The organism is Pseudomonas sp. S11P7, from assembly GCF_023195435.1.
Classification (GTDB): Bacteria; Pseudomonadota; Gammaproteobacteria; order Pseudomonadales; family Pseudomonadaceae; genus Aquipseudomonas; species Aquipseudomonas fluorescens_G.
This window is the reverse complement of the sequence record NZ_JALPKS020000002.1, coordinates 6,272,383-6,297,945: the sequence shown is the minus strand read 5'-3', so window position 1 is coordinate 6,297,945 and position 25,563 is coordinate 6,272,383. Positions and strand designations below refer to the sequence as shown.

Sequence of the window (25,563 nt, the reverse complement as noted above, 5' to 3'; positions counted from 1 at the left end):
CTTTAGCTGGAAGACCGAATCGCGGGCAAGCCCGCTCCCACAGGTTTTTCAGGCGCTGCTGACTAACGGGACAGACCAAACCGCCCCCGATAATCACTCGGCGTCAGCCCGGTAATCTTCTTGAAAATCGCGCGAAACGCGCCGGGATCCTGATAGCCCACCGTCCACGCAATGTGATCGATCGTGCCGTTGCTGAACTCCAACATCTCCCGCGCCTTGCCCACCCGCAGATGCTGGCAATACTCGGTCGGTTTCAACCCGGTCGCGGCGCGGAACCGGCGCAGAAAGGTACGTTCCTCCAACACCGCACGTTCAGCCATTGCGGCTAACGAAACATCCGTCGCGCCGGTGCTTTGCAGCCAGTGCTGGACCTTCAGAATGGCGGCGTCGCCATGGCTGAGAATCGGCGCGAAGTTGCTGCCGCAGGCGCTGGCGCTGTCGCTGTGCTCCATCACTAGAAAATGCGCGGTGCGAGTGGCGATGCTCGGGCCGAGCAAGCGGTTGACCAGGCGCAGGCCCAGCTCCGACCAGGCCATCAGCCCGGCCGTGGTGATCAGGTCGCCATCGTCGACGATCGGCGTATCGGCTTTGAGCTTGATCTTCGGGTAACGCTCGCTGAAGCCCTGCGCCGCCGTCCAGTGCACCGTCGCGCTGCGGCCGTCGAGCAGGCCGCTTTCGGCGAGCATCAGCGAACCCACGCAAACCCCGCCCAGCGTTGCCCCGCGTGCGTGCTGATCACGCAGCCACTGCATCAGCCGGGTCGGCGTTTGCGCCGCCGAGAAGCCGCTGATCGACGGCGGAATCAGCACGGCCTGCAAATTGGCTTCATCACCGGCGAGACTGGCGTAGATCCGCGTCGGCGGCCGATCATCTTCGGCCTGCCAATGGCTGACACGCAGCCTCGGCAGATGTGCGGTCTGCTGCTCTGCGGCAATCCGGTTGGCCACCGCAAACAGGTCAGTCAGCCCATGCACCGCGGCCATCTGCGCGCCGGGATAAATCAGCACGCCGAGTTCAGCGATGGCGGCGTTTTCTGCGCCCATTGTCAGTTTTCCCCTGTCTATTGTCGGTGCGGCCAATCCTCGAAGCGCTGCTCAGCGCCAATACTGGAGTCACTTCCAGCCAACACATCGAGGACACACCCATGGCCAAGCAAGCGCTCATCGTAGTCGATATCCAGAATGACTACTTCCCTCAAGGCAAGTGGCCGCTGGCCGGCGCCGACGCCGCTGCCGACAATGCCGCCCGATTGATCGAAGCCTTCCGCGAGGCGGGCGATTCAGTGGTGCACATCCGCCACGAATTCACTTCGCCGGACGCGCCGTTTTTCACCCCGGGTTCGGACGGCGCCAAGCTGCATCCGAAAGTGCTCAACCGCGCCGACGAGCCGGTGGTGCTCAAGCACTTCGTCAACTCGTTCCGCGAAACCGAGCTGAAAGCGGTTCTCGACGAAAAAGGCATAACTGACCTGGTGGTGGTTGGCAGCATGAGCCACATGTGCGTCGACGGCATCACTCGCGCCGCAGCAGACATGGGTTACAGCGTCACGGTGATTCACGACGCCTGCGCCAGCCGTGACCTGGAGTTCAACGGCGTGACCGTGCCGGCCGCGCAGGTGCATGCCGCGTTCATGTCGGCGCTGGGTTTCGCCTACGCCAGCGTGGTCTCGACAGACGAATTCCTGCGCAGCAATGCCTAGCAACAACTGCAATGCCCACTGGCCCGCCGCGTTGCGGGCCTTTTTTTGCCTGTCATGAAAATCTCACGCGTGAGTCATTGATGGCACTTTGAATTGGTTGTAGTGTGGCCCACGCGTGAGACATTCATAACCGGATTTCAGCCATGACAAGCCGCTCAAAGGCGCACGCCGCAGCAAGCCCGAAAGGCGAGCGCGCCAAAACCTCCGCAAAGAAACCGTCGAGCTTTTATATGAAGCAGATGCGCGCGGGTCTGGCCGCCGCCGGTTATGTGAAACACGAAACTTGGGTGCTTCCCGAAAACCGAAGCTTGCTCAAGCAAATGGAGCAACAGCTACGCCAACCGATTCTGGCTGGCTCATTCATGTCGGAGAATTACATGAGCGCAGGCAACAACTGGACCATCGATAGCCTCTTCAACGCCCTCAAGGCCCTGGACGAGGTGGCTTCGCAAGAAATCACGCTGTCGCTGATCCAGAGCTCCGAGCCGAGCATCAAGCTGGAAATGAACGAATTCGGCGGTCTGCCGATTCACATTGCCCTGGCCGGCCAGCAGATCATCGTCGACACCGTACTGGTCGATATCGATTCGATCAGCAACGTCCCGGCCTTCAACGACGCCGTGCTGCGCAGCCGGGAGATGTTCCCGCTGTCGTCGATCGGTATCGAGTCGATGCCCAACGGGCAGACCGTTTACAACATGTTTGGCGCCCTCAGCGCCGACTCGAGCTTGACCAACATCGTCACCGAGGTGAAAACCCTGGTCGACAACGTGCAGCGCGCCAGCGAAGCCTTCGAACACTTCTTCAAGTAATCAACAGGGAATATCCAATGACTCAGTCCATCTGGAGCAAGTTGTTCACCGCACTGCGCGGCGGCGCCAATGAAGTCGGCGAAGCCATCGCCGATCAGCAGGCCCTGCGCATCCTCGATCAGGAAATCCGTGACGCCGACAGCGCGCTGTCCAATGCTCGTCGCGAACTGGTCACCATCATGGCCAAGCACAAACTGGCCGCTGATCGTGTCAGCGAGTACGACGCCAAGATCAAGGACCTCGAAGCCAAAGCCGTCGCTGCACTCAACGCCGGCCGTGAAGACCTGGCGCTGGAAGTGGCCGAAGCGATTTCGACCCTGACCAATGACCTCGATGCCGAGAAGAAACTCAGCGATGAATTTGGCGCCTACGCCGACAACATGCGCAAGGACATCAGCAAGGCCGAGTCGCGCATCAAGAGCCTGCGCCAGCAAGTGGACATGGCGAAGGCCCGCGACAGCGTACAAAAGGCACAGGTCAGCGCTTCCATCGCCAGCGGTGGTGCCAATGGCAAGCTGGAAACCGCCGTCGGCACCCTGAACCGCCTGCAAGCCAAGCAGCAGCAACGCGCTGCTGAACTGAGCGCTGCCGACGAACTGGCCGACGCGTCGACCGGCAACGACCTGGAGCGCAAACTGCGCGACGCCGGCATCACGCCGAACGAAGGCAGCGCCAATGCGATTCTCGAGCGCCTGAAGCAGAAGTCCGCGCAGTAAGCTATTGCGCAAACCCTTGTAGGCCTTCGCCTGCTCGCGACGGGGCCGGAACATTCAACTTCAGTGTTGACTGACCCGCCGCCATCGCGAGCAGGCTCACTCCTACATCGTTTGCGCTGAGCAATTGCCTCTGCTCGTTCACCGCTTCGCCCGGTACACTACCGCCACTTTTACACCCCCGAACACCTCCACCCGCTTCAAGGAACGTACCCATGGGATGGTTTAAAGACTTGCTCGGCACCAGCAATTGGCAGGCCGCTGCGCCAACGAGCACCGGCGCCAGCGGCCCGCTGGGCATGGCGCAGGGCAAAGGCGTGCGTTTCGACACGACCCTGGCCTTGCTGCTCGAAGGCTCGACTTCAGTGCGGGTGCCCTTCGATCAGGCAGTCTGGAGCGCAGGCTGGGTCGACCTCGGCCAGTCCAACAAACTGCACCGCTATTACATGAATGACGAAGATTTCTGGGTGCAGATCCACGTCACCGGTGAGGACCAGATCGAATCGGTCACGCTGTTCAATTACCTCAGTTACGTGACCGTCAACAGTGACGCCGAACTGCAGCGTCTGGCCGGTCCGAACAGCCAGATCGGTTTGCCGAACTACACCCACGCAGGCATCGCCTACGCCCGCGAGTGGGGTACCGAACAGGGCCAGACCGAGCTCGTGCCGATGACCGAACATGTGGTGAATCCGGACGAGAGTTACACCATCAACCACCATTCGATGCTTTACGCGCGTGACACCGGCCTGACCGATCGCCGCGAATTGCTGCTGTTCTCCGTCGAACAGGACGAAGAAGGCACCGTCAGCCTGAGCACTTCGCTGGGCATCTCGCTGTACACGACTGATTTGAGCGCCATTTAAAAAAGGAAGTTTTTCATGCTGGAAGTGTTGGCCGTTTCCCTGAACAAGACCGCACTGGTCGGTTTCGTCGTCTACCTGATTGGCGCCGTGCTGCTGTTCATGTTGTTTCAATTCGTCTACACGCGCATCACCGCGCACAAGGAGTTCGAGCTGATCCGCGCCGGCAACACCGCCGCCGCTGTCGCACTGTCCGGCGCGATCATCGGTTTTGCCATTCCCGCCAGCAACGTGATCGCTTATTCGGTCAATGTGCTCGACTTCGTACTCTGGGCGGTGATTGCCGCCGTCGTGCAATTGCTGGCATTCCTCGCCACCGGTCTGGTGCTCAAAGGCACGTCCCAACGCATTGCAAACGGCGAAGTCGCCGCCGGCATTTACGTCGCTGCGGTGGCAATCAGCGTCGGCATGCTCAACGCCGCGTGCATGACACCGTCCAACTGATCGGCAGGAAGCCTTCGATGAAACGCAGCAAATACGTTCAGTTGTCCCTCGCCGCCTCGGTGGCCATGGCCGTTTCCGGCCAGGCGAGCGCCGCGGAGCAACCGCGCAGTTTCCAGAGCGTCGAGCAATGCGTCGACGCCGAAATGGCCGCCGATGTCTGCTCCAACGCCTACGTCGCGGCCTTGGCCGAACACCGACGCATCGCGCCGGCGTATGACGACAAAGCCAAGTGCGATGCGGATTTTGCCGCTGACTGGTGTCAGAAAAATTCCGATGGCCGCTTTGTGCCGAAACTTGGCGGGTTCAAGATTCCGCAGAACGGTGAAGCCGAACAGAACCTCGATGCAATCGCCAATGCGCAAATACCTGCCGGTGACAGCACCGCACAGAATGCGGGAACCACTTCGCACTATTCCGGTGGCGGTGGTGGTGGCGGCAATGGCTGGCTGACCGGTTGGCTGATCGGCAACGCCATGAGCAATAACGCCGATCGCACGGTTTATCGCGACCGCGAAACCCGCCAGACTTACAACACCTCGACGCAGTACCGCCGAGCCGAAACGACGGCGCGCAGCCAACCCGATTACGAAAGCAGCAAGAGTAAACCGGTCAACGTGGCTTCTTCGACCTCCCGTGGGGGCTTCGGCAGCCAGTCCAGCGCCCGCAGCGGCTGGGGTGGCTGGAGCAGCAGTTCCGGGCGTTCGAGCAGCTGATCATGAAGAAGATCGCCTGCACCGAGCGGCCCGACTGGAAGCACACCGCCGAGAGCCTCGGCTTTCTGTTCCATACCATCGACAACGAGCCGTACTGGGACGAAAGCGCGTATTACCAGTTCAGCCTGACGCAGATTGAAAACGATCTCGAGGACCCGACCACCGAGCTGCACGAGATGTGCATGGATCTGGTCGACCGCGTCGTGCACAGCGAAGAACTGCTGGATCGCCTGAGCATTCCGCCCTCGTACTACGACCTGATCCGCACCTCCTGGCTGGAAGGTCATCCGCATCTGTACGGGCGTATGGACTTTTCCTACAGCGGCAACGGCCCAGCGAAACTGCTCGAACTCAATTACGACACGCCGACCAGCCTCTACGAAGCCGCAGCGTTTCAGTGGGGCTGGCTGGAACAGTGCATCGAGCGCGGCACGCTGCCGCGCCATGCCGACCAGTTCAACAGCATCGACACCAAACTGCACCAGGCTTTCGCCGAACTGCAGCTCAAGCGTCCGTTCTATTTCGCCTCGATGAAGGATTCGCTCGAAGACAAGGGCACCACCGATTACCTGCGCCTGATCGCAGAAAAGGTCGGCATCGAGTCGCGGCACATCGATATCGAAGACATCGGCCTGACGACTGAGGGTCGCTTCGTCGATCTTGAGGATCGCTGGATTCCGCACCTGTTCAAGCTGCATGCCTGGGAGTTCATCTTCCACGAACCGTTCGGCGCAGCGATTGCTGAATGCGACACGCAGTTTTTCGAGCCGGCGTGGAAAGCGATTCTGTCCAACAAAGGCGTGCTGCCCTTGTTGTGGGAGATGCACAAGGGCCACCCGAATCTGCTGGCGGCGCATCTCGATCCAAATCCGCAAAGCGCGGTGCCGAAAGGCTGGGTGCGCAAGCCGTACTTTTCCCGCGAAGGTGCCAACATCGAGCTGCAAACCGCTGAAGGAATAATCGTCAAAGAGGACGGCCCCTACACCGATGCGCCATTTATCCTGCAGGAATTTGCGCCGTTGCCGAGGTTTGGCGACAGCTACACGCTGATCGGTTCCTGGGTAATTGGTGATGAGGCGACGGGAATTGGCGTGCGTGAGGACAACAGCCTGATCACCAAAGACTCCAGTCGCTTCTTGCCGCACCTGATCCTCGACTAGACACCAATCCCAAAGGCACAAAAAGGCCCGTCGCGTAACACGACGGGCCTTTTCATTTACAGCGGATGCAGCAGCAAATCAGAACGGAATATCGTCATCGAAGCTGTCGAAATCCGGAGCCGGTTGCGGTGCGGCCTGCTGTGGCGCTGGCGGGGCCGAACGCTGCTGTGGTGCCGACTGCTGCGGGCGCGGAGCCTGCTGGCGTGGCGCCTGCTGCTGGTAGTTGTTGCCGCCGCCTTGCTGGTCGCCCTGTTGTGGACGGCCGCCGAGCAGTTGCATGGTGCCTTGCATGTCGACCACGATTTCAGTGGTGTAACGCTTGATACCGTCTTTTTCCCATTCACGGGTCTGCAACTTGCCTTCGATGTACACCTGCGAACCCTTGCGCAGGTATTCGCCGGCAATCTCGGCAACCTTGCCGAACATCGAAACGCGGTGCCACTCGGTCTTCTCGACCTTCTGACCGGTTTGCTTGTCGGTCCATTGTTCGCTGGTGGCCAGACTCAGGTTGGTCACGGCGTTACCGTTCGGCAGGTAGCGAACTTCGGGATCCTGGCCGCAAGTGCCGACCAATATGACTTTGTTAACCCCACGGGCCATAACGTTCTCCTAGGCTTAGCACGCAGCCCCGGCCGGGTTTTTCACCAGGCGTTCGAGGGTGTCGCGATCCACTAATTCTTTGTCCAGTTTGATGTAAACAGCCGCCTCGTCAGCGACTATCACTGCATCCGTTACCCCTACGAGGGCCTTGAGACGCTCGACCAGACCCGCTTCGCGGATCGCTTCGGGCGACAACGGCAAGCGCAGGCTCGTCACGTAGGGAGGTTCGCGCATGGTAACAGCAAAGGCCAGCCAAAGTGCAGCCAGCCCGGCACATCCAAGGAACACAACCGACAGACCGCCATGCTGAAACAGCCAGCCGCCGAGTATCCCGCCGAGTGCCGATCCGAGGAACTGGCTGGTGGAGTACACGCCCATGGCCGTGCCCTTGCCGCCCGCCGGTGAAACCTTGCTGATCAGCGACGGCAACGAAGCCTCCAGCAGATTGAACGCGGTGAAGAACACCACCGTCCCGATCACCAGAGCGCGCAAGCTATCGCCGAACTGCCAGAAGAATAGTTCAGTCAGCATCAGTGTCATGACGGCGCCGAGCAAAACTCGTTTCATTTTGCGTCGCTTCTCGCCATAGATGATGAAAGGGATCATGGCGAAGAAGGAAATCACCAGTGCGGTGAGATACACCCACCAGTGCTGCTCCTTGGGCAAACCGGCTTTTTCCACCAGCGCCAATGGCAAAGCGACGAAGCTCGACATCAACATGGCATGTAACACAAAGATGCCCAGGTCGAGGCGCAGCAGGTCCGGATGCTTGAGCGTCGGTAACAATGCCTGCCGCGCCACCCCGGATTCACGATGCTGCAGCGGCCCGGTTGAGCGCGGCACCATGAACATGATGATCAGAATGCCGACCAGCGCCATGCCGCCAGTGGCGAGGAACAGACCGGACAGCCCGAACGCACGGGTCAGCAACGGCCCGACCACCATCGCCACGGCGAACGACAGGCCGATGGTCATGCCGATCATCGCCATGGCTTTGGTGCGATGTTGTTCGCGGGTCAGGTCGGACAGCAGCGCCATCACCGCTGCGGAAATCGCCCCGGCACCTTGCAGGATCCGTCCGGCGATCACGCCCCAGATCGAATCGGCCTGCGAGGCCAGGACACTGCCGAGGGCGAAGACGATCAGTCCCAGATAAATCACCGGACGGCGGCCGATGCGGTCGGAAATGATCCCGAACGGAATCTGGAAAATCGCCTGGGTCAGGCCGTAAGCGCCGATCGCCAGGCCGATCAGGGCCGGAGTCGCGCCCGCCAGATCCATGCCATAGGTCGCCAGTACCGGCAACACCATGAACATGCCCAGCATACGGAAGGCGAACACCAGGGCCAGACCGCTCGCCGCGCGGGTCTCGCTGCCACTCATGCGTTCGCTGTGGGGATCATGCATGGAAAAACCTCGTGTGAACCGGCGGCGATTCTACCAGTCCCATCGGAAGACGGGGTATATCGCGACGCTATGACGCGTATAGATGAAACTCTCTTCATGAACGGTGAAACGCCCTTCGTTTGATAGTGTGCATCCATCCAGTATTTGCCCGTATACTCCTACGTTTTCGACGCCCGCCGAGCGAGGCCACTTTGGACAAGATCCTGATACGTGGGGCCCGTACCCACAACCTGAAGAACATCGACCTGACCCTGCCACGGGACAAACTGATTGTCATCACCGGCCTGTCCGGATCCGGCAAGTCGTCCCTGGCATTCGACACGCTGTATGCCGAAGGTCAGCGCCGCTATGTCGAATCGCTGTCGGCCTACGCCCGCCAGTTCCTGTCGATGATGGAAAAACCCGACGTCGACACCATCGAAGGCCTGTCGCCGGCGATCTCCATCGAGCAGAAGTCGACCTCGCACAACCCGCGTTCCACGGTCGGCACCATCACCGAAATCTACGACTACCTGCGCTTGCTTTACGCTCGCGTGGGTACGCCGCGCTGCCCGGATCACGACATTCCGCTGGAAGCGCAGACTGTGAGCCAGATGGTCGATCTGGTGCTGGCCCAGCCGGAAGGCAGCAAGCTGATGCTGCTGGCGCCGGTGATCCGTGAGCGCAAAGGCGAACACCTGTCGGTCTTTGAAGAGCTGCGCGCGCAGGGCTTTGTCCGCGCACGGGTCAATGGCCGCATCTGCGAGCTCGACGAACTGCCGAAGCTGGATAAACAGAAGAAGCACTCGATCGATGTGATCGTCGACCGCTTCAAGGTCCGCGCCGATCTGCAGCAGCGCCTGGCCGAGTCGTTCGAAACCGCGCTGAAACTGGCCGACGGCATCGCCCTGGTGGCACCGATGGACGACGAACCGGGCGAAGAAATGATCTTCTCCGCGCGCTTCGCCTGCCCGATCTGCGGCCATGCGATCAGTGAGCTGGAACCCAAGCTGTTTTCCTTCAACAACCCGGCCGGCGCCTGCCCGACCTGCGATGGCCTTGGGGTGAAACAGTTCTTCGATATCAAGCGCCTGGTTAATGGCGAGCTGACCCTGGCCGAGGGTGCCATCCGCGGCTGGGACCGGCGTAACGTCTACTACTTCCAGATGCTCGGCTCGCTGGCTTCGCACTACAAGTTCAGCCTCGACAAGCCTTTCAACGAACTGACCGCCGAGCAGCAGAAAAACATCCTGCACGGCAGCGGTTCGCAGAACGTCGACTTCAAATACCTCAACGACCGGGGCGATATCGTCAAGCGTTCGCACCCGTTCGAAGGCATCGTGCCGAATCTCGAGCGCCGCTACCGCGAGACAGAGTCGGCAAGCGTACGCGAAGAGCTGGCCAAGTTCCTCAGCCACCAGGCTTGCCCGGATTGCCGCGGCACCCGCCTGCGCCGTGAAGCGCGGCACGTCTGGGTCGGCGAAAAAACCCTGCCGGCCGTGACCAACCTGCCGATCGGCGATGCCTGCGAATATTTCGCCGGGCTGAAGATGACCGGCCGTCGCGGCGAGATCGCCGACAAGATCCTCAAGGAAATTCGCGAGCGCCTGCAGTTTCTGGTCAACGTCGGGCTCGATTACCTGTCGCTGGATCGCAGCGCCGACACCCTGTCCGGGGGCGAGGCGCAGCGCATTCGTCTGGCCAGCCAGATCGGCGCGGGTCTTGTGGGCGTCTTGTACATTCTTGATGAACCGTCCATTGGCCTGCATCAACGCGATAACGACCGCCTGCTCGGCACGCTCAAGCACCTGCGCGATATCGGCAACACGGTGATTGTGGTCGAGCACGACGAAGACGCGATTCGTCTGGCTGACTATGTCGTGGATATCGGCCCGGGCGCCGGCGTACATGGCGGGCAGATCGTCGCCGAAGGTACCCCGGACGAAGTCATGGCCCACCCGGACTCGCTGACCGGTAAATACCTGTCGGGCCGGGTGAAGATCGAAGTGCCGGCCAAGCGCACGCCACGCAACAAAAAGCTCAACCTGTCGCTCAGAGGCGCGCGTGGCAATAATCTGCGCAACGTCGATCTGGACATTCCGATCGGCCTGCTGACGTGCGTGACCGGCGTGTCCGGCTCGGGCAAGTCGACACTGATCAACAACACGCTGTTCCCGTTGAGCGCCACCGCGCTCAACGGCGCGACCACGCTGGAAGCGGCCGCACACGACAGCATCAAAGGGCTTGAGCATCTGGACAAGGTCGTCGATATCGACCAGAGCCCGATCGGCCGTACACCGCGTTCCAACCCGGCGACGTACACCGGGCTGTTCACGCCGATACGCGAATTGTTCGCCGGCGTGCCGGAGTCGCGTTCGCGCGGTTACGGGCCGGGGCGTTTTTCGTTCAACGTCAAGGGCGGGCGTTGCGAGGCCTGCCAGGGCGATGGCCTGATCAAGGTGGAGATGCACTTCCTCCCAGACATCTATGTGCCGTGCGACGTGTGCAAGAGCAAGCGCTATAACCGCGAAACCCTTGAAATCAAATACAAGGGCAAGAGTATTCACGAGACCCTCGAGATGACCATCGAGGAAGCCCGCGAATTCTTCGACGCGGTGCCGGCGCTGGCGCGCAAGCTGCAGACGCTGATGGATGTGGGCCTGTCGTACATCAAGCTCGGGCAGTCGGCGACCACGCTATCGGGTGGTGAAGCACAGCGGGTCAAGTTGTCTCGCGAGCTGTCCAAGCGTGATACCGGCAAAACCCTGTACATCCTCGATGAGCCGACCACCGGTTTGCACTTCGCCGATATCCAGCAATTGCTCGATGTACTGCATCGCCTGCGCGATCACGGCAACACGGTGGTGGTGATTGAACACAACCTCGATGTCATCAAGACTGCCGACTGGCTGGTCGACCTTGGGCCGGAAGGCGGTTCCAAGGGCGGACAGATCATCGCCACCGGTACGCCAGAGGAAGTGGCCGAGATGAAGCAATCTCACACTGGCCATTACCTCAAGCCGCTGTTGATCCGCGACCGGGCGTAAACGCCGGGCATGAAAAAGCCCCTGTCACCGTTGAAGTGACAGGGGCTTTTTTATATCGGTTACATCAGGACGCGTGGGACTGCAGGTAGTTCTCGAGACCGATGAGCTTGATCAGCCCCAACTGCTTTTCCAGCCAGTAGGTGTGATCTTCTTCGGTGTCGTTGAGCTGAACCCGCAGGATCTCGCGAGTGACGTAATCTTTGTGCAGCTCGCACAGCTCGATGCCTTTGCACAGGGCAGCGCGAACTTTGTATTCGAGACGCAGATCCGCCTCGAGCATGGTCGGCACCGTTGTGCCCACATCCAGATCATCCGGACGCATGCGCGGCGTGCCTTCGAGCATCAAAATCCGCCGCATCAGCGCGTCGGCGTGGCCTGCCTCTTCTTCCATTTCGTGGTTGATTCGCTCGTAGAGCTTGGTGAACCCCCAGTCCTCATACATCCGCGAATGAACAAAATATTGGTCACGCGCGGCCAGTTCGCCGGTCAGCAACGTGTTGAGGTAATCGATTACGTCTGGGTGGCCTTGCATCGCCCTACATCTCCCTGCTTGAAAGTCTGTAGTTTGAACCAACCTGACCACAAGGTCACCCCGCTGAGCGCAACAAAAGCGAAGAATATCCGAGAAAAGCAGCTTAAATAACGCAAAAACCGCCCAAATGAGGGCGGTTCTGCTTCTCGTTTAGACTTCGTTAAGCTGTACGTTGAGCAGCTTTGCGATTGCTTCTCCATACGCCGGATCGGCTTTGTAGAAATGCTGCAACTGGCGGTCTACCACATCGCTGGAAACCCCGGCCATTGCACCGGCAATGTTGCTGACCAGCAGCGCTTTCTGCTCTTCACTCATCAAGCGGTACAGTGCACCGGCGTGGCTGTAGTAATCGGTATCTTCGCGGTGATCGTAACGATCGGCGGCACCACTCAAGGCCAGCGCAGGTTCAGCATAGTGCGGCGCTTGCTTAGGCGATTCGATGTAGCTGTTCGGCTCGTAGTTAGGCGCCGCACCACCGTTGCTACCGAACGCCATCGAGCCATCACGCTGATAGGTGTTCACCGGGCTGCGCGGGGCGTTCACCGGCAGTTGCTGGTGATTGGTGCCGACGCGGTAGCGGTGGGCGTCGGCATAAGCGAATACACGACCTTGCAGCATGCGATCTGGCGACAGACCAACACCTGGGACCATGTTGCTCGGGCCAAACGCGGCTTGCTCGACTTCGGCAAAGTAGTTGAGCGGGTTGCGGTTCAGCTCCAGCTCACCGACTTCGATCAGCGGAAATTCCTTCTGCGACCAGGTTTTGGTCACGTCGAACGGGTTTTCGTAATGCGCGGCTGCCTGGGCTTCGGTCATGATCTGAATGCACACGCGCCAATTCGGGAAGTCACCGCGCTCGATCGCTTCGAACAGGTCGCGCTGGGCGTAGTCCGGATCGGTGCCGGCCAAGCGTGCAGCATCGGCTGGCGCAAGGTTCTTGATGCCCTGCTGGGTCTTGTAATGCCATTTCACCCAGTGACGCTCGCCCTTGGCGTTGATCAGGCTATAGGTGTGGCTGCCGAAACCGTGCATGTGGCGGTAGCCGTCAGGAATGCCGCGATCGGAGAACAGAATTGTTACCTGGTGCAGTGCCTCAGGCGAGTGCGACCAGAAATCCCACATCATCTGCGCGCTTTTCAGATTGCTCTGCGGCAGGCGTTTTTGCGTGTGGATAAAGTCAGGGAATTTCAGTGGGTCGCGAATGAAAAACACTGGTGTGTTATTGCCGACGATGTCCCAGTTACCTTCTTCGGTGTAGAACTTCAGTGCGAAACCGCGTGGATCACGCTCGGTGTCGGCTGAACCGCGTTCGCCACCCACAGTGGAGAAGCGCAGGAACGTCGGGGTTTGCTTGCCGACCGCTTCGAACAGCTTGGCGCTGGTGTAGTCGGTGATATCACGGGTGACGGTGAAGGTGCCATAAGCACCCGAGCCTTTCGCATGAACGCGGCGCTCAGGGATGTTTTCGCGGTTGAAGTGGGCAAGCTTCTCGATCAGGTGAAAGTCATCGAGCAGCAACGGACCGCGTGGGCCGGCGGAGCGAGAATTCTGGTTGTCAGCAACAGGTGCGCCACTGGCGGTTGTAAGCGTTTTGGTCTGGCTCATGCGGTCTTCTTCCTCTGTCAGTCTTTAACTGCCGGCTAATGGCTTGGTGGAGAGTATTGATCATCGCTGCGACAGCCACAAATTCATTAACTTGCAGAAGTCGATAGATAATTACTAATTATGTTCCACCGCACATACTGGCATTACGACGTGTCAGAAACTTGTACGAACCGCGCATTTCTAGCAGGCACAAAAAACCGGGCACTAGGCCCGGTCCTTTGTTTCAGACTGACGTCTTACTCGGCAGATACAGCTTCGCCGGCAGTAGCACGATCAACCAACTCGACGTACGCCATAGGCGCGTTGTCGCCAGCGCGGAAACCGCACTTGAGGATGCGCAGGTAGCCACCCTCACGGGTAGCGTAACGCTTGCCCAGGTCGTTGAAGAGCTTACCAACGATAGCTTTCGAACGAGTACGGTCGAAAGCCAGACGGCGGTTAGCCAGGCTATCTGTCTTGGCCAGAGTGATCAGCGGCTCGGCAACGCGGCGCAGTTCTTTGGCTTTTGGCAGAGTAGTTTTGATCAGCTCGTGCTCGAACAGCGACACCGCCATGTTTTGGAACATGGCCTTGCGGTGCGAGCTGGTGCGGCTCAGGTGACGACCACTTTTACGATGACGCATGGTTCATTCCTTACCAAACACTACGTTCGGTGATTACGACGATCAGGCAGTCGCCTTGTCGTCCTTCTTAAGACTTGCAGGCGGCCAGTTGTCGAGGCGCATGCCGAGGGACAGACCGCGGGAGGCCAGAACGTCCTTGATTTCAGTCAAGGATTTCTTGCCAAGGTTCGGAGTCTTCAACAGCTCTACTTCGGTACGCTGAATCAGGTCGCCGATGTAGTAGATGTTTTCCGCCTTAAGGCAGTTAGCCGAACGTACAGTCAGTTCCAGATCGTCAACCGGGCGAAGCAGGATCGGATCGATCTCGTCTTCCTGCTCGACAACCACTGGCTCACTGTCACCCTTGAGGTCGACGAACGCAGCCAACTGCTGTTGCAGAATGGTTGCAGCGCGGCGGATAGCCTCTTCAGGATCCAGAGTACCGTTGGTTTCCAGATCAATAACCAGCTTGTCCAGGTTGGTACGCTGTTCGACACGGGCGTTTTCCACCACGTAGGCGATACGGCGAACCGGGCTGAACGAAGAGTCGAGCTGCAAGCGACCGATGCTGCGGCTTTCGTCTTCATCGCTCTGACGCGAGTCGGCTGGTTCATAACCACGACCACGAGCTACGGTGAGCTTCATGTTCAGGGCGCCGTTAGACGCCAGGTTAGCGATTACGTGATCGGGATTAACGATCTCGACATCATGATCCAGCTGAATATCGGCAGCGGTAACCACCCCCGAACCCTTCTTCGACAAGGTCAGCGTAACTTCGTCACGACCGTGCAGCTTGATGGCCAGACCTTTAAGGTTCAACAGGATTTCAATTACGTCTTCCTGTACACCTTCGATGGCGCTGTACTCGTGGAGCACACCGTCAATCTCGGCCTCGACTACTGCGCAGCCGGGCATTGAGGACAACAGGATGCGGCGCAGCGCGTTGCCCAGGGTGTGGCCAAAACCACGCTCGAGAGGCTCGAGAGTGATCTTGGCGCGGGTTGGACTGACAACCTGCACATCAATGTGGCGGGGTGTCAGGAACTCATTTACCGAAATCTGCATGGATGCACCTATTTTCTAGCCCTTACTTGGAGTAGAGCTCGACAATCAGGCTTTCGTTGATGTCGGCGGACAGATCACTGCGAGCAGGAACGTTCTTGAAAACGCCCGACTTCTTCTCAGTGTCTACTTCTACCCATTCTACGCGGCCACGTTGGGCACACAGATCGAGAGCTTGGACAATGCGAAGCTGGTTTTTTGCTTTCTCGCGAACTGCAACCACGTCACCAGCACGAACCTGATACGACGGAACGTTTACGGTCTGACCGTTAACGCTGATCGACTTGTGCGATACCAGCTGACGGGATTCGGCACGAGTCGAACCAAAGCCCATACGGTATACAACGTTGTCCAGACGGCATTCGAGCAGTTGCAGCAGGTTTTCACCGGTTGCACCTTTCTTGCCAGCAGCTTCTTTGTAGTAGCCGCTGAACTGACGCTCGAGAACGCCGTAGATACGACGAACCTTCTGCTTTTCACGCAGTTGGGTGCCGTAATCGGACTGGCGACCGCGGCGCTGGCCGTGGATACCAGGTGCTGCTTCAATGTTGCACTTCGATTCGATCGCGCGCACGCCGCTCTTCAGGAAGAGATCGGTGCCTTCGCGACGAGCGAGTTTGCATTTTGGACCAATGTAACGAGCCATTCTTTACAATCTCCTGGATTACACGCGGCGCTTCTTCGGCGGACGGCACCCGTTGTGCGGGATTGGCGTCACGTCGGTGATGCTGGCGATCTTGTAGCCACAGCCGTTCAAAGCGCGGACTGCGGATTCACGACCTGGACCTGGACCCTTGACGTTGACGTCGAGGTTTTTCAGGCCGTATTCCAGCGCAGCTTGACCAGCACGTTCTGCAGCTACTTGAGCAGCGAACGGGGTGGACTTGCGGGAACCGCGGAAACCCGAACCACCGGAGGTAGCCCAGGAAAGAGCGTTACCTTGACGGTCGGTAATGGTCACGATGGTGTTGTTAAAAGATGCATGGATGTGGGCGATGCCATCAACCACTGTCTTTTTAACTTTTTTACGAGGACGAGCAGCAGGTTTTGCCATGATTAAATTCCTGTCGATTCGCTGGGGCGATTACTTGCGGATCGGCTTACGCGGACCTTTACGGGTACGCGCGTTGGTCTTGGTACGCTGACCGCGTACTGGCAGACCACGACGATGACGCAGACCGCGATAGCAACCGAGGTCCATCAAGCGCTTGATTTTCATGTTGATTTCGCGACGCAGGTCACCTTCAGTGGTGAACTTCGCCACTTCGCCACGCAGCTGTTCAATTTGCTCGTCGCTCAGATCTTTGATCTTTGCTGCTGGGCTTACCCCAGTCACTGCACAGATCTTCTGCGCAGTAGTGCGACCAACACCATAGATGTAGGTCAGCGAGATAACAGTATGCTTGTTATCTGGAATGTTAACGCCTGCAATACGGGCCATTCAGTGGGACTCCAATTGACAGCTACCTACGCCCCGGAAGCCAAGAAATAGGGCGCGAGATAATATCGCTGTAATAACAAATAATCAACCCGGTAGCGCACTAGCTACCGGGCTTGAAGCACAATCACACTCAGCCTTGGCGCTGTTTGTGACGCGGTTCCGCGCTGCAAATTACTCGAACAACACCTTCGCGGCGAATAATCTTGCAGTTACGGCACAGCTTTTTCACCGATGCACGAACTTTCATCACCAACTCCTCGAACCTTATGGGTACTCAGCGCAACATGCCGCTGCCGTAACCCTTCAGGTTGGCTTTCTTCATCAGGGATTCGTACTGGTGCGAAACGAGGTGCGATTGTACTTGGGACATGAAGTCCATCACAACCACGACCACGATCAGCAACGAGGTCCCGCCAAGGTAGAACGGTACGTTTGCCGCAACCACCAGGAACTGGGGCAACAGACACACGGCCGTCATGTAAAGAGCACCGAACAGGGTCAAACGAGTCAGAACGCCATCAATGTAGCGCGCAGACTGCTCACCTGGACGAATGCCCGGAATAAAGGCACCGGACTTCTTCAGGTTTTCCGCTACGTCTTTCGGATTGAACATCAACGCCGTATAGAAGAAGCAGAAGAAAATAATCCCTGCACTAAACAGCAGAATATTCAACGGCTGACCAGGAGCGATCGACTGCGAGATGTCCTGCAGCCAGCCCATACCTTCAGACTGACCGAACCAGGCACCCAGCGAAGCCGGGAACAGCAAAATGCTGCTCGCGAAAATAGCCGGAATAACACCGGCCATGTTCACCTTCAGCGGCAAGTGGCTGGTCTGCGCAGCAAAAACCTTGCGGCCCTGCTGACGCTTGGCGTAGTGAACGGCAATACGCCGCTGACCACGCTCAATGAACACCACGAAACCGATAATCGCTACTGCCAGCAAACCGATGGCAACCAGGGCGAAGATGTTGATATCACCCTGACGCGCAGACTCGAAAGACTGCCCGATTGCTCTCGGAAGACCGGCGACGATACCCGAAAAAATCAACATCGAGATACCGTTGCCAACACCACGCTCAGTAATCTGCTCACCCAGCCACATCATGAACATCGCACCAGCCACAAATGTGGTTACCGCGACGAAATGGAAGCCCAAGTCACCAGTGAACGCCACGCCCTGCCCCGCCAGACCAATGGACATGCCAATGGCCTGAACGAGAGCGAGAGCGACGGTGAGGTAGCGGGTGTACTGGCTGATCTTGCGACGGCCAGCTTCACCTTCCTTCTTCAACTGCTCCAGCTGTGGGCTGACGGCGGTCATCAACTGCATGATGATCGATGCCGAAATATACGGCATGATCCCCAGTGCAAAGATGCTCATCCGTTCCAGCGCACCGCCGGAGAACATGTTGAACAAGCTAAGAATGGTCCCCTCATTCTGTCGAAACAGGTCTGCGAGTCGGTCCGGGTTGATACCTGGAACCGGGATGTGTGCGCCTATTCGGTAGACGATAATCGCCAGGAACAGAAAACGCAGACGAGCCCAGAGTTCAGACATACCGCCTTTGCCGAGCGCAGAGAGAGCACCTTGCTTAGCCATTTATTCCTCGAACTTGCCGCCAGCTGCTTCGATAGCCGCACGCGCACCTTTGGTGGCGCCGATTCCCTTGCCGATAGTGACAGCGCGAGTCACTTCACCGGACAGCATGATTTTCACACGCTGTACGTTGACGTTGATCACGTTGGCATCTTTCAGGGACTGCACAGTAACGATGTCGCCTTCCACTTTGGCCAGCTCGGACAGACGCACTTCTGCGCGATCCATGGCTTTCAGGGAAACGAAACCGAACTTAGGCAGGCGACGATGCAGCGGCTGTTGACCGCCTTCAAAGCCTGGAGCGATGGTGCCACCGGAGCGGGAGGTTTGACCTTTGTGACCACGGCCACCAGTCTTGCCCAAACCACTACCGATACCACGGCCCGGACGATGCTTTTCGCGACGGGAACCCGGCGCTGGACTCAGATCATTGAGTTTCATCGATTAACCCTCGACACGCAGCATGTAGTAAGCCTTGTTGATCATCCCGCGATTCTCGGGAGTATCCTGGACTTCTACAGTGTGACCGATGCGACGCAGACCCAGGCCCTTAACGCACAGTTTGTGGTTAGGGATGCGGCCGGTCATGCTTTTGATCAGCGTAACTTTAACGGTAGCCATGATTACTTGATCTCCTCAACACGCAGGCCACGCTTCGCAGCGATGGACTCAGGAGACTGCATAGCCTTCAGACCCTTGAAAGTGGCGTGAACCACGTTTACCGGGTTAGTCGAGCCGTAGCACTTGGCCAGAACGTTCTGAACGCCAGCAACTTCGAGGACAGCACGCATAGCGCCGCCAGCGATGATACCGGTACCTTCAGAAGCAGGCTGCATGTACACCTTCGAAGCGCCGTGAGCGGACTTCATTGCGTACTGCAGAGTGGTGCCGTTCAGGTCAACTTGAATCATGTTGCGGCGAGCAGCTTCCATTGCCTTCTGGATCGCAGCAGGCACTTCACGCGACTTGCCACGGCCGAAGCCAACACGCCCTTTACCATCACCAACCACGGTCAACGCGGTGAAAGTGAAGATACGGCCGCCTTTAACGGTTTTGGCTACGCGGTTAACTTGAACCAGCTTCTCGATGTAGCCTTCGTCGCGCTTTTGGTCGTTATTTGACATAACTTAGAACTCCAGCCCAGCTTCACGAGCAGCATCAGCCAGCGCTTTAACGCGGCCGTGGTACTTGAAGCCAGAGCGGTCGAAAGCCACTTGCGATACGCCAGCGGCCTTAGCACGCGTAGCGACCAGCTGGCCAACCTTTGTGGCCGCGTCGATGTTGCCAGTGGCACCATCACGCAGTTCTTTATCCAAAGTCGAGGCACTTGCCAGGACTTTGTTGCCGTCGGCCGAGATGACCTGGGCGTAGATGTGCTGCGACGAGCGGAACACGCAGAGACGCACGACTTCGAGTTCGTGCATTTTCAGGCGTGCTTTGCGAGCGCGACGCAGTCGAGTAACTTTTTTGTCGGTCATTTGCTATGCCCTACTTCTTCTTGGCTTCTTTACGACGGACGACTTCGTCCGCGTAGCGCACACCTTTGCCTTTGTACGGCTCTGGTGGACGGAAGTCGCGGATCTCAGCGGCCACTTGACCTACCAGCTGCTTGTCGATGCCCTTGATCAGGATATCGGTCTGGCTAGGAGTCTCAGCGGTGATGCCTTGCGGCAGTTCGTAATCCACTGGGTGCGAGAAGCCAAGAGCCAGGTTCAGAACCTGACCTTTTGCTTGCGCCTTGTAACCAACACCGACCAGCTGGAGCTTGCGCTCGAAGCCTTGGCTTACGCCCTGGACCATGTTGTTTACCAACGCACGCGTGGTACCGGCCATTGCGCGAGTTTGTTGATCGCCATTGCGAGCAGCGAAACGCAGCTCACCAGCTTCTTCAACGATCTCAACGGACGAATGGATGTTCAGTTCAAGAGTACCCTTGGCACCCTTCACCGAAAGCTGTTGGCCTGCGAATTTGACTTCGACACCGGCTGGCAGCTTAACGGGGTTCTTAGCGACGCGAGACATGCTTATCCCCCCTTAGAACACAGTGCAAAGAACTTCGCCGCCGACACCGGCAGCGCGCGCAGCACGATCCGTCATCACACCTTTGTTGGTGGAGACGATAGACACGCCAAGACCGCCACGAACTTTCGGCAGATCTTCAACGGACTTGTACTGACGCAGGCCTGGACGACTAACGCGCTTCACTTCTTCGATAACCGGACGGCCTTCGAAGTACTTCAGCGAGATGGACAACGACGGCTTGGCGTCAGTGGTGATCTGAAAATCCGCGATGTAACCTTCGTCCTTCAGGACTTTTGCTACAGCAGCCTTCAACGTGGAAGACGGCATGCTTACGACAGACTTTTCAGCCATCTGGGCATTACGGATTCGAGTTAGCATGTCCGCTAACGGGTCCTGCATACTCATGGGCTAGACGCTCCTAATACAGAAAAATTAGCCTTGCGGCTACTACTTGTCGCCGAGAACTTCCGGGCATGAAAAAACACGGGCTCAGGCGAGCCGGTCATTCTAGACACACCCCAGAAATGAATCAAGCCCCAAAAGGGGCTTGATTCAGATTCAAGGCCACCGATGGTCAGGTTTTTGCAAACCGGACCATCGAAGCTTTGACGACTATTACCAGCTGGCTTTAACCAGACCTGGAACGTCACCACGCATTGCAGCTTCACGCAGCTTGTTACGGCCAAGGCCGAACTTGCGGTAAACGCCGTGCGGACGACCAGTCAGGCGGCAACGGTTACGCATGCGCGAAGCGCTTGCGTCACGTGGCTGCTTCTGCAGAGCTACGGTAGCTTCCCAACGCGCTTCTGGACTTGCGTTCAGATCGACGATGATAGCTTTCAGCGCTGCACGCTTGGTGGCGTACTTGGCAACGGTGAGCTGACGCTTCAGCTCACGGTTTTTCATGCTCTTCTTGGCCATTTTCCTACTCCAATCAGTTGCGGAACGGGAATTTGAAAGCACGCAGCAGAGCGCGGCCTTCATCATCGTTCTTGGCAGTGGTGGTCAGGGTAATGTCCAGACCGCGGAGAGCATCGATCTTGTCGTAGTCGATTTCCGGGAAGATGATCTGCTCTTTCACACCCATGCTGTAGTTACCACGACCATCGAAGGACTTGGCATTCAGGCCGCGGAAGTCGCGAACCCGAGGCAGGGAGATCGACAGCAGACGATCCAGGAACTCGTACATACGCTCACGGCGCAGGGTCACTTTGACGCCGATCGGCCATCCTTCGCGGACTTTGAAGCCAGCGATGGATTTACGAGCGTAGGTCACAACGACTTTCTGGCCGGTGATCTTTTCCAGGTCAGCAACAGCGTGCTCGATGACTTTTTTGTCGCCGATCGCTTCGCCCAGACCCATGTTCAGGGTGATTTTGGTAACGCGCGGAACTTCCATCACGTTCGAAAGCTTAAGTTCTTCCTTAAGTTTCGGAGCGATTTCCTTCCGGTAAATCTCTTTTAGTCGTGCCATGGTCTTCTACCTAGCAGTGTTCAAGCATCAACCGCTTTTTGGGTCGACTTGAAGACACGAATTTTCTTACCGTCTTCTACTTTGAAACCAACGCGGTCAGCCTTGTTGGTTTCGCCGTTGAAGATGGCGACGTTGGAAGCGTGCAGTGGCGCTTCTTTCTCGACGATACCGCCCTGTACGCCCGACATCGGGTTAGGCTTGGTATGACGCTTGACCAGGTTCAGACCACCAACAACCAGACGGTTGTCAGCAAGAACCTTCAGCACCTTACCGCGCTTACCTTTGTCTTTGCCGGCGATCACGATGATCTCGTCGTCACGACGAATCTTTTGCATGTCGGATCTCCTTACAGCACTTCTGGGGCGAGCGAGACGATCTTCATGAACTTCTCAGTACGAAGTTCACGGGTCACTGGCCCAAAGATACGGGTGCCGATCGGCTCTTGCTTGTTGTTCAGAAGAACAGCAGCGTTGCCATCAAAGCGGATAATGGAGCCATCAGCACGACGTACGCCGTGACGAGTGCGGACTACAACAGCAGTCATCACTTGGCCTTTTTTCACTTTACCGCGCGGAATTGCTTCCTTCACGGTAACTTTGATGATGTCACCGATACCAGCGTAACGACGATGGGAGCCACCCAGCACCTTGATGCACATAACACGGCGAGCGCCGCTGTTATCGGCCACATCGAGCATGGATTGAGTCTGAATCATATAATTTCTCCGACCCCTAGCCCTTAGACTTCCACAGCGCGTTCGAGAACATCAACCAGCGCCCAAGATTTGGTCTTGGCCATCGGACGAGTTTCACGAATAGTGACTTTGTCGCCGATGTGGCACTGATTGGTTTCGTCGTGCGCGTGCAGCTTAGTCGAACGCTTAACGTATTTACCGTAGATCGGGTGCTTAACGCGACGCTCGATCAGAACGGTGATGGTTTTGTCCATCTTGTCGCTGACAACACGGCCAGTCAGCGTACGGACAGTTTTTTCGGCTTCAGCCATGATCACTTACCTGCCTGCTGGTTGAGCACAGTCTTCACGCGAGCGATGTCACGCTTAACTTGCGAGAGCAGATGAGACTGCCCCAACTGGCCAGTTGCTTTCTGCATGCGCAGATTGAACTGGTCGCGCAGCAGGCCGAGCAGTTGCTCGTTCAGCTGCTGTGCGGATTTTTCACGAAGTTCATTCGCTTTCATCACATCACCGTCCGTTTAACAAAGGAGGTGGCGAGCGGCAGCTTTGCAGCAGCCAGGGCGAAAGCCTCACGCGCCAGCTCTTCAGAAACACCCTCGATTTCATACAGGACTTTGCCTGGCTGAATCTGGGCAACCCAGTACTCCACGTTACCCTTACCTTTACCCATACGAACCTCGAGAGGTTTTTTGGAGATCGGCTTGTCCGGGAATACACGGATCCAGATCTTGCCGCCACGTTTTACGTGACGGGTCAGAGCACGACGCGCTGACTCGATCTGACGAGCGGTGAGACGACCACGAGCAACAGACTTCAGCGCGAACTCGCCGAAGCTGACTTTGCTACCGCGCAGTGCCAGACCACGGTTGTGGCCGGTCATCTGCTTGCGGAACTTCGTACGCTTTGGTTGCAACATTTGGCGTACCCCTTACTTAGCAGCTTTTTTACGAGGCGCTGGTGCTTGTGGTTTCAGTTCTTCTTGGCGACCACCAATAACTTCGCCTTTGAAGATCCAAACCTTTACACCGATCACACCGTAAGTGGTGTGAGCTTCGTAGTTGGCATAGTCGATGTCGGCACGCAGGGTGTGCAATGGCACACGACCTTCGCGATACCATTCAGTACGTGCGATTTCAGCACCGCCGAGACGACCGCTCACTTGGATTTTGATGCCTTTGGCACCAATGCGCATGGCGTTCTGTACTGCGCGCTTCATAGCGCGACGGAACATTACGCGACGCTCCAGCTGCTGAGCTACGCTCTGCGCAACCAGCATACCGTCGAGCTCCGGCTTGCGGATCTCTTCGATATTGATGTGCACAGGCACACCCATTTGCTTGGTCAGGTCCTGACGCAGCTTCTCAACATCCTCACCTTTCTTCCCGATAACGATACCTGGACGAGCGGTGTGGATGGTGATGCGTGCAGTTTGGGCCGGACGATGGATATCGATACGGCTTACGGACGCGCTTTTTAGTTTGTCTTGGAGATACTCACGCACTTTCAGATCTGCGAACAAGTAGTCCGCATAAGTCCGACCGTCTGCGTACCAGACGGAGGTGTGCTCCTTGACGATTCCCAGGCGAATGCCAATGGGATGTACTTTCTGACCCATCTCTTCGACTCCGTTACTTGTCAGCAACCTTGACAGTGATATGGCAAGACCGCTTGACGATGCGATCAGCACGGCCTTTGGCACGTGGCATGATGCGCTTCAGCGAACGCCCTTCGTTGACGAAAACGGTGCTGACCTTCAGGTCATCAACGTCTGCGCCTTCGTTATGCTCGGCGTTGGCTACGGCCGACTCCAGCACTTTTTTCATGATCTCGGCGGCTTTCTTACTGCTGAAAGCCAACAGGTTGAGCGCTTCGCCCACCTTCTTCCCGCGGATCTGGTCGGCGACCAAGCGGGCTTTCTGGGCGGAGATTCGAGCGCCCGACAACTTAGCGGCTACTTCCATTTCCTTACCCCTTAACGCTTGGCTTTCTTGTCAGCCACGTGCCCGCGATAGTTGCGGGTACCGGCGAACTCGCCCAGTTTGTGGCCGACCATGTCTTCGTTAACGAGAACCGGGACGTGCTGACGACCGTTGTGTACTGCGATGGTCAGACCGACCATTTGTGGCAGGATCATGGAACGACGCGACCAGGTTTTAATTGGTTTGCGATCGTTCTTTTCCGCCGCCACTTCGATCTTCTTCAGTAGGTGAAGATCAATAAAAGGACCTTTTTTCAGAGAACGTGGCACTGTCGTATCCCTCTATTTACTTGCGACGACGGACGATCATTTTGTCGGTACGCTTATTACCACGAGTCTTCGCGCCCTTAGTCGGGAAGCCCCATGGCGATACCGGATGACGACCACCAGAGGTACGACCTTCACCACCACCATGTGGGTGGTCAACCGGGTTCATGGCAACACCACGAACGGTTGGGCGAACGCCACGCCAGCGTTTGGCACCAGCTTTACCCAGCGAACGCAGGCTGTGCTCGGAGTTCGAGACTTCGCCCAGGGTCGCACGGCATTCAGCCAGGACTTTACGCATCTCACCGGAACGCAGACGCAGGGTAACGTACACACCTTCACGAGCGATCAGCTGAGCCGAAGCACCAGCGGAACGAGCGATCTGTGCGCCTTTACCTGGCTTCAATTCGATGCCGTGTACGGTAGAACCGACTGGAATGTTGCGCAGTTGCAGAGCGTTGCCTGGCTTGATTGGAGCCAGAGCGCCTGCGATCAGCTGGTCGCCAGCACTCACGCCTTTAGGGGCGATGATGTAGCGGCGCTCGCCGTCTGCGTAGCACAGCAGTGCGATGTGAGCAGTACGGTTTGGATCGTATTCGATACGCTCGACAGTGGCGACGATGCCATCTTTGTCGTTGCGACGGAAATCGACCATACGGTAATGCTGCTTATGACCACCACCGATGTGACGAGTGGTAATACGGCCATTGTTGTTACGACCACCAGTCTTCGATTTTTTCTCGAGCAGCGGTGCGTGAGGAGCGCCTTTATGCAGCTCCTGGTTGACCACCTTGACCACAAAACGGCGGCCAGGGGAAGTCGGTTTGCATTTAACGATTGCCATGAT

At 57.6% G+C, this 25,563-nt stretch carries 37 protein-coding genes; 8 read left to right on the top strand and 29 right to left on the bottom strand.

The annotated features are described in order from the left end of the window. Positions 1-62: 62 nt before the first annotated feature. Positions 63-1,043 (bottom strand): GlxA family transcriptional regulator, encoded by a 981-nt coding sequence (locus tag M0746_RS28860; protein ID WP_258447862.1) that lies wholly within the window; start codon positions 1,041-1,043, stop codon positions 63-65. Positions 1,044-1,144: 101 nt separating this feature from the next. Between M0746_RS28860 and M0746_RS28855 the strand changes: the two genes are divergently transcribed. From M0746_RS28855 to M0746_RS28825, 7 genes are all read left to right on the top strand, one after another. Next, on the top strand, positions 1,145-1,699 hold the full coding sequence (locus M0746_RS28855) for a cysteine hydrolase family protein (RefSeq protein WP_208939573.1): 555 nt from the start codon (positions 1,145-1,147) through the stop codon (positions 1,697-1,699). A 230-nt stretch (positions 1,700-1,929) separates the two neighbouring features. Next, the gene (locus M0746_RS28850; RefSeq protein ID WP_258447861.1) at positions 1,930-2,511 is read left to right on the top strand and encodes a YjfI family protein; all 582 of its coding nucleotides are present in this window, start codon (positions 1,930-1,932) and stop codon (positions 2,509-2,511) included. A gap of 17 nt (positions 2,512-2,528) precedes the next feature. Then, the gene (locus tag M0746_RS28845) at positions 2,529-3,227 is read left to right on the top strand and encodes a PspA/IM30 family protein (RefSeq protein WP_208939571.1); all 699 of its coding nucleotides are present in this window, start codon (positions 2,529-2,531) and stop codon (positions 3,225-3,227) included. A 212-nt stretch (positions 3,228-3,439) separates the two neighbouring features. Continuing rightward, positions 3,440-4,090 (top strand): YjfK family protein, encoded by a 651-nt coding sequence (locus tag M0746_RS28840; protein ID WP_258447860.1) that lies wholly within the window; start codon positions 3,440-3,442, stop codon positions 4,088-4,090. 15 nt (positions 4,091-4,105) lie between these two features. Next, the gene (locus tag M0746_RS28835) at positions 4,106-4,531 is read left to right on the top strand and encodes a DUF350 domain-containing protein (protein ID WP_208939569.1); all 426 of its coding nucleotides are present in this window, start codon (positions 4,106-4,108) and stop codon (positions 4,529-4,531) included. Between the two features lie 17 nt (positions 4,532-4,548). Beyond that, entirely contained in the window at positions 4,549-5,244 is a 696-nt protein-coding gene (locus tag M0746_RS28830) for a DUF1190 domain-containing protein (RefSeq protein WP_258451406.1), read from the top strand. Between the two features lie 2 nt (positions 5,245-5,246). Then, positions 5,247-6,404, top strand: coding sequence for a glutathionylspermidine synthase family protein (locus M0746_RS28825; RefSeq protein ID WP_258451405.1), 1,158 nt, complete (start codon positions 5,247-5,249; stop codon positions 6,402-6,404). Between the two features lie 78 nt (positions 6,405-6,482). Here M0746_RS28825 and M0746_RS28820 read toward each other — a convergent pair whose 3' ends face one another. Both M0746_RS28820 and M0746_RS28815 read right to left on the bottom strand, forming a co-directional pair. Beyond that, the gene (locus tag M0746_RS28820; RefSeq protein WP_042610650.1) at positions 6,483-7,004 is read right to left on the bottom strand and encodes a single-stranded DNA-binding protein; all 522 of its coding nucleotides are present in this window, start codon (positions 7,002-7,004) and stop codon (positions 6,483-6,485) included. Positions 7,005-7,019: 15 nt separating this feature from the next. Beyond that, a complete protein-coding gene (locus M0746_RS28815) occupies positions 7,020-8,411 on the bottom strand; it encodes an MFS transporter (protein WP_258451404.1) in 1,392 nt (463 codons plus the stop codon). 191 nt (positions 8,412-8,602) lie between these two features. On the opposite strand from M0746_RS28815, the gene uvrA reads away from it, so the two are divergent. Further along, positions 8,603-11,437 carry an excinuclease ABC subunit UvrA gene (uvrA, locus tag M0746_RS28810; RefSeq protein ID WP_258451403.1) on the top strand — a complete coding sequence of 945 codons (2,835 nt, stop codon included), beginning with the start codon at positions 8,603-8,605 and terminating at the stop codon, positions 11,435-11,437. Positions 11,438-11,501: 64 nt separating this feature from the next. Here the strand turns inward: uvrA and bfr are convergent, their stop codons facing one another. The 26 genes from bfr to rplB form a co-directional block, all read right to left on the bottom strand. Then, positions 11,502-11,969: a bacterioferritin gene (gene bfr / locus M0746_RS28805; RefSeq protein ID WP_208939560.1), complete on the bottom strand. Its 468-nt coding sequence runs from the start codon at positions 11,967-11,969 to the stop codon at positions 11,502-11,504. Positions 11,970-12,119: 150 nt separating this feature from the next. After that, positions 12,120-13,574 (bottom strand): catalase, encoded by a 1,455-nt coding sequence (locus M0746_RS28800; RefSeq protein ID WP_258451402.1) that lies wholly within the window; start codon positions 13,572-13,574, stop codon positions 12,120-12,122. A 236-nt stretch (positions 13,575-13,810) separates the two neighbouring features. Then, the gene (gene rplQ / locus M0746_RS28795) at positions 13,811-14,197 is read right to left on the bottom strand and encodes a 50S ribosomal protein L17 (RefSeq protein ID WP_003176402.1); all 387 of its coding nucleotides are present in this window, start codon (positions 14,195-14,197) and stop codon (positions 13,811-13,813) included. A 42-nt stretch (positions 14,198-14,239) separates the two neighbouring features. Continuing rightward, positions 14,240-15,241 (bottom strand): DNA-directed RNA polymerase subunit alpha, encoded by a 1,002-nt coding sequence (locus M0746_RS28790; protein ID WP_003186012.1) that lies wholly within the window; start codon positions 15,239-15,241, stop codon positions 14,240-14,242. A 22-nt stretch (positions 15,242-15,263) separates the two neighbouring features. Continuing rightward, entirely contained in the window at positions 15,264-15,884 is a 621-nt protein-coding gene (gene rpsD, locus M0746_RS28785; RefSeq protein WP_003176404.1) for a 30S ribosomal protein S4, read from the bottom strand. An 18-nt stretch (positions 15,885-15,902) separates the two neighbouring features. Further along, positions 15,903-16,292, bottom strand: a complete 390-nt coding sequence (gene rpsK, locus M0746_RS28780; protein WP_002555466.1) for a 30S ribosomal protein S11 — start codon at positions 16,290-16,292, stop codon at positions 15,903-15,905. A gap of 30 nt (positions 16,293-16,322) precedes the next feature. Beyond that, entirely contained in the window at positions 16,323-16,679 is a 357-nt protein-coding gene (gene rpsM, locus M0746_RS28775) for a 30S ribosomal protein S13 (protein WP_083353677.1), read from the bottom strand. A 130-nt stretch (positions 16,680-16,809) separates the two neighbouring features. After that, positions 16,810-16,926, bottom strand: coding sequence for a 50S ribosomal protein L36 (gene rpmJ, locus M0746_RS28770; protein ID WP_002555468.1), 117 nt, complete (start codon positions 16,924-16,926; stop codon positions 16,810-16,812). Between the two features lie 27 nt (positions 16,927-16,953). After that, complete coding sequence (gene secY, locus M0746_RS28765; protein ID WP_090286770.1) at positions 16,954-18,282, bottom strand: preprotein translocase subunit SecY; 1,329 nt, start codon at positions 18,280-18,282, stop codon at positions 16,954-16,956. Next, positions 18,283-18,720, bottom strand: a complete 438-nt coding sequence (gene rplO, locus M0746_RS28760) for a 50S ribosomal protein L15 (protein ID WP_003228720.1) — start codon at positions 18,718-18,720, stop codon at positions 18,283-18,285. It abuts the gene before it with no gap. Between the two features lie 3 nt (positions 18,721-18,723). Next, positions 18,724-18,900 carry a 50S ribosomal protein L30 gene (gene rpmD, locus M0746_RS28755; RefSeq protein ID WP_003176408.1) on the bottom strand — a complete coding sequence of 59 codons (177 nt, stop codon included), beginning with the start codon at positions 18,898-18,900 and terminating at the stop codon, positions 18,724-18,726. 2 nt (positions 18,901-18,902) lie between these two features. Next, complete coding sequence (gene rpsE, locus M0746_RS28750; RefSeq protein WP_007955637.1) at positions 18,903-19,403, bottom strand: 30S ribosomal protein S5; 501 nt, start codon at positions 19,401-19,403, stop codon at positions 18,903-18,905. Between the two features lie 3 nt (positions 19,404-19,406). Further along, positions 19,407-19,757: a 50S ribosomal protein L18 gene (gene rplR, locus M0746_RS28745; RefSeq protein WP_003186037.1), complete on the bottom strand. Its 351-nt coding sequence runs from the start codon at positions 19,755-19,757 to the stop codon at positions 19,407-19,409. Between the two features lie 10 nt (positions 19,758-19,767). Beyond that, positions 19,768-20,301, bottom strand: a complete 534-nt coding sequence (gene rplF, locus M0746_RS28740; protein ID WP_007966176.1) for a 50S ribosomal protein L6 — start codon at positions 20,299-20,301, stop codon at positions 19,768-19,770. 12 nt (positions 20,302-20,313) lie between these two features. Beyond that, positions 20,314-20,706: a 30S ribosomal protein S8 gene (gene rpsH / locus M0746_RS28735; RefSeq protein ID WP_016772944.1), complete on the bottom strand. Its 393-nt coding sequence runs from the start codon at positions 20,704-20,706 to the stop codon at positions 20,314-20,316. A 210-nt stretch (positions 20,707-20,916) separates the two neighbouring features. Further along, positions 20,917-21,222 (bottom strand): 30S ribosomal protein S14, encoded by a 306-nt coding sequence (gene rpsN / locus M0746_RS28730; RefSeq protein ID WP_003228726.1) that lies wholly within the window; start codon positions 21,220-21,222, stop codon positions 20,917-20,919. Between the two features lie 13 nt (positions 21,223-21,235). Then, positions 21,236-21,775 (bottom strand): 50S ribosomal protein L5, encoded by a 540-nt coding sequence (gene rplE / locus M0746_RS28725; RefSeq protein WP_003210069.1) that lies wholly within the window; start codon positions 21,773-21,775, stop codon positions 21,236-21,238. Between the two features lie 20 nt (positions 21,776-21,795). After that, positions 21,796-22,110 (bottom strand): 50S ribosomal protein L24, encoded by a 315-nt coding sequence (rplX, locus tag M0746_RS28720; RefSeq protein ID WP_003186046.1) that lies wholly within the window; start codon positions 22,108-22,110, stop codon positions 21,796-21,798. Positions 22,111-22,121: 11 nt separating this feature from the next. Next, entirely contained in the window at positions 22,122-22,490 is a 369-nt protein-coding gene (rplN, locus tag M0746_RS28715) for a 50S ribosomal protein L14 (RefSeq protein WP_002555479.1), read from the bottom strand. Between the two features lie 23 nt (positions 22,491-22,513). Further along, entirely contained in the window at positions 22,514-22,780 is a 267-nt protein-coding gene (gene rpsQ, locus M0746_RS28710) for a 30S ribosomal protein S17 (protein WP_003194644.1), read from the bottom strand. 2 nt (positions 22,781-22,782) lie between these two features. Next, entirely contained in the window at positions 22,783-22,974 is a 192-nt protein-coding gene (gene rpmC / locus M0746_RS28705) for a 50S ribosomal protein L29 (protein WP_002555481.1), read from the bottom strand. After that, the gene (gene rplP, locus M0746_RS28700) at positions 22,974-23,387 is read right to left on the bottom strand and encodes a 50S ribosomal protein L16 (protein ID WP_003228729.1); all 414 of its coding nucleotides are present in this window, start codon (positions 23,385-23,387) and stop codon (positions 22,974-22,976) included. Before rplP ends, rpmC begins: the two co-directional genes overlap by 1 nt. Positions 23,388-23,399: 12 nt before the next feature. Next, on the bottom strand, positions 23,400-24,086 hold the full coding sequence (rpsC, locus tag M0746_RS28695) for a 30S ribosomal protein S3 (RefSeq protein ID WP_003176422.1): 687 nt from the start codon (positions 24,084-24,086) through the stop codon (positions 23,400-23,402). Between the two features lie 13 nt (positions 24,087-24,099). After that, complete coding sequence (gene rplV / locus M0746_RS28690) at positions 24,100-24,432, bottom strand: 50S ribosomal protein L22 (RefSeq protein ID WP_003103908.1); 333 nt, start codon at positions 24,430-24,432, stop codon at positions 24,100-24,102. Between the two features lie 11 nt (positions 24,433-24,443). Then, entirely contained in the window at positions 24,444-24,719 is a 276-nt protein-coding gene (gene rpsS, locus M0746_RS28685; RefSeq protein WP_011336172.1) for a 30S ribosomal protein S19, read from the bottom strand. A gap of 16 nt (positions 24,720-24,735) precedes the next feature. Then, positions 24,736-25,560 (bottom strand): 50S ribosomal protein L2, encoded by an 825-nt coding sequence (gene rplB, locus M0746_RS28680; protein WP_003228734.1) that lies wholly within the window; start codon positions 25,558-25,560, stop codon positions 24,736-24,738. Positions 25,561-25,563: the final 3 nt, after the last annotated feature.

Bases quoted from the DNA above. Each gene is read 5' to 3' on its own strand.
- M0746_RS28860 (WP_258447862.1), bottom strand. From the start codon at position 1,043: ATGGGCGCAGAAAACGCCGCCATCGCTGAACTCGGCGTGCTGATTTAT.
- M0746_RS28855 (WP_208939573.1), top strand. From the start codon at position 1,145: ATGGCCAAGCAAGCGCTCATCGTAGTCGATATCCAGAATGACTACTTC.
- M0746_RS28850 (WP_258447861.1), top strand. From the start codon at position 1,930: ATGAAGCAGATGCGCGCGGGTCTGGCCGCCGCCGGTTATGTGAAACAC.
- M0746_RS28845 (WP_208939571.1), top strand. From the start codon at position 2,529: ATGACTCAGTCCATCTGGAGCAAGTTGTTCACCGCACTGCGCGGCGGC.
- M0746_RS28840 (WP_258447860.1), top strand. From the start codon at position 3,440: ATGGGATGGTTTAAAGACTTGCTCGGCACCAGCAATTGGCAGGCCGCT.
- M0746_RS28835 (WP_208939569.1), top strand. From the start codon at position 4,106: ATGCTGGAAGTGTTGGCCGTTTCCCTGAACAAGACCGCACTGGTCGGT.
- M0746_RS28830 (WP_258451406.1), top strand. From the start codon at position 4,549: ATGAAACGCAGCAAATACGTTCAGTTGTCCCTCGCCGCCTCGGTGGCC.
- M0746_RS28825 (WP_258451405.1), top strand. From the start codon at position 5,247: ATGAAGAAGATCGCCTGCACCGAGCGGCCCGACTGGAAGCACACCGCC.
- M0746_RS28820 (WP_042610650.1), bottom strand. From the start codon at position 7,004: ATGGCCCGTGGGGTTAACAAAGTCATATTGGTCGGCACTTGCGGCCAG.
- M0746_RS28815 (WP_258451404.1), bottom strand. From the start codon at position 8,411: ATGCATGATCCCCACAGCGAACGCATGAGTGGCAGCGAGACCCGCGCG.
- bfr (WP_208939560.1), bottom strand. From the start codon at position 11,969: ATGCAAGGCCACCCAGACGTAATCGATTACCTCAACACGTTGCTGACC.
- M0746_RS28800 (WP_258451402.1), bottom strand. From the start codon at position 13,574: ATGAGCCAGACCAAAACGCTTACAACCGCCAGTGGCGCACCTGTTGCT.
- rplQ (WP_003176402.1), bottom strand. From the start codon at position 14,197: ATGCGTCATCGTAAAAGTGGTCGTCACCTGAGCCGCACCAGCTCGCAC.
- M0746_RS28790 (WP_003186012.1), bottom strand. From the start codon at position 15,241: ATGCAGATTTCGGTAAATGAGTTCCTGACACCCCGCCACATTGATGTG.
- rpsD (WP_003176404.1), bottom strand. From the start codon at position 15,884: ATGGCTCGTTACATTGGTCCAAAATGCAAACTCGCTCGTCGCGAAGGC.
- rpsK (WP_002555466.1), bottom strand. From the start codon at position 16,292: ATGGCAAAACCTGCTGCTCGTCCTCGTAAAAAAGTTAAAAAGACAGTG.
- rpsM (WP_083353677.1), bottom strand. From the start codon at position 16,679: ATGGCCCGTATTGCAGGCGTTAACATTCCAGATAACAAGCATACTGTT.
- rpmJ (WP_002555468.1), bottom strand. From the start codon at position 16,926: ATGAAAGTTCGTGCATCGGTGAAAAAGCTGTGCCGTAACTGCAAGATT.
- secY (WP_090286770.1), bottom strand. From the start codon at position 18,282: ATGGCTAAGCAAGGTGCTCTCTCTGCGCTCGGCAAAGGCGGTATGTCT.
- rplO (WP_003228720.1), bottom strand. From the start codon at position 18,720: ATGAAACTCAATGATCTGAGTCCAGCGCCGGGTTCCCGTCGCGAAAAG.
- rpmD (WP_003176408.1), bottom strand. From the start codon at position 18,900: ATGGCTACCGTTAAAGTTACGCTGATCAAAAGCATGACCGGCCGCATC.
- rpsE (WP_007955637.1), bottom strand. From the start codon at position 19,403: ATGTCAAATAACGACCAAAAGCGCGACGAAGGCTACATCGAGAAGCTG.
- rplR (WP_003186037.1), bottom strand. From the start codon at position 19,757: ATGACCGACAAAAAAGTTACTCGACTGCGTCGCGCTCGCAAAGCACGC.
- rplF (WP_007966176.1), bottom strand. From the start codon at position 20,301: ATGTCTCGCGTCGCTAAGAACCCCGTTAAGCTGCCAGCCGGTGTCGAA.
- rpsH (WP_016772944.1), bottom strand. From the start codon at position 20,706: ATGAGTATGCAGGACCCGTTAGCGGACATGCTAACTCGAATCCGTAAT.
- rpsN (WP_003228726.1), bottom strand. From the start codon at position 21,222: ATGGCCAAGAAGAGCATGAAAAACCGTGAGCTGAAGCGTCAGCTCACC.
- rplE (WP_003210069.1), bottom strand. From the start codon at position 21,775: ATGGCACGACTAAAAGAGATTTACCGGAAGGAAATCGCTCCGAAACTT.
- rplX (WP_003186046.1), bottom strand. From the start codon at position 22,110: ATGCAAAAGATTCGTCGTGACGACGAGATCATCGTGATCGCCGGCAAA.
- rplN (WP_002555479.1), bottom strand. From the start codon at position 22,490: ATGATTCAGACTCAATCCATGCTCGATGTGGCCGATAACAGCGGCGCT.
- rpsQ (WP_003194644.1), bottom strand. From the start codon at position 22,780: ATGGCTGAAGCCGAAAAAACTGTCCGTACGCTGACTGGCCGTGTTGTC.
- rpmC (WP_002555481.1), bottom strand. From the start codon at position 22,974: ATGAAAGCGAATGAACTTCGTGAAAAATCCGCACAGCAGCTGAACGAG.
- rplP (WP_003228729.1), bottom strand. From the start codon at position 23,387: ATGTTGCAACCAAAGCGTACGAAGTTCCGCAAGCAGATGACCGGCCAC.
- rpsC (WP_003176422.1), bottom strand. From the start codon at position 24,086: ATGGGTCAGAAAGTACATCCCATTGGCATTCGCCTGGGAATCGTCAAG.
- rplV (WP_003103908.1), bottom strand. From the start codon at position 24,432: ATGGAAGTAGCCGCTAAGTTGTCGGGCGCTCGAATCTCCGCCCAGAAA.
- rplB (WP_003228734.1), bottom strand. From the start codon at position 25,560: ATGGCAATCGTTAAATGCAAACCGACTTCCCCTGGCCGCCGTTTTGTG.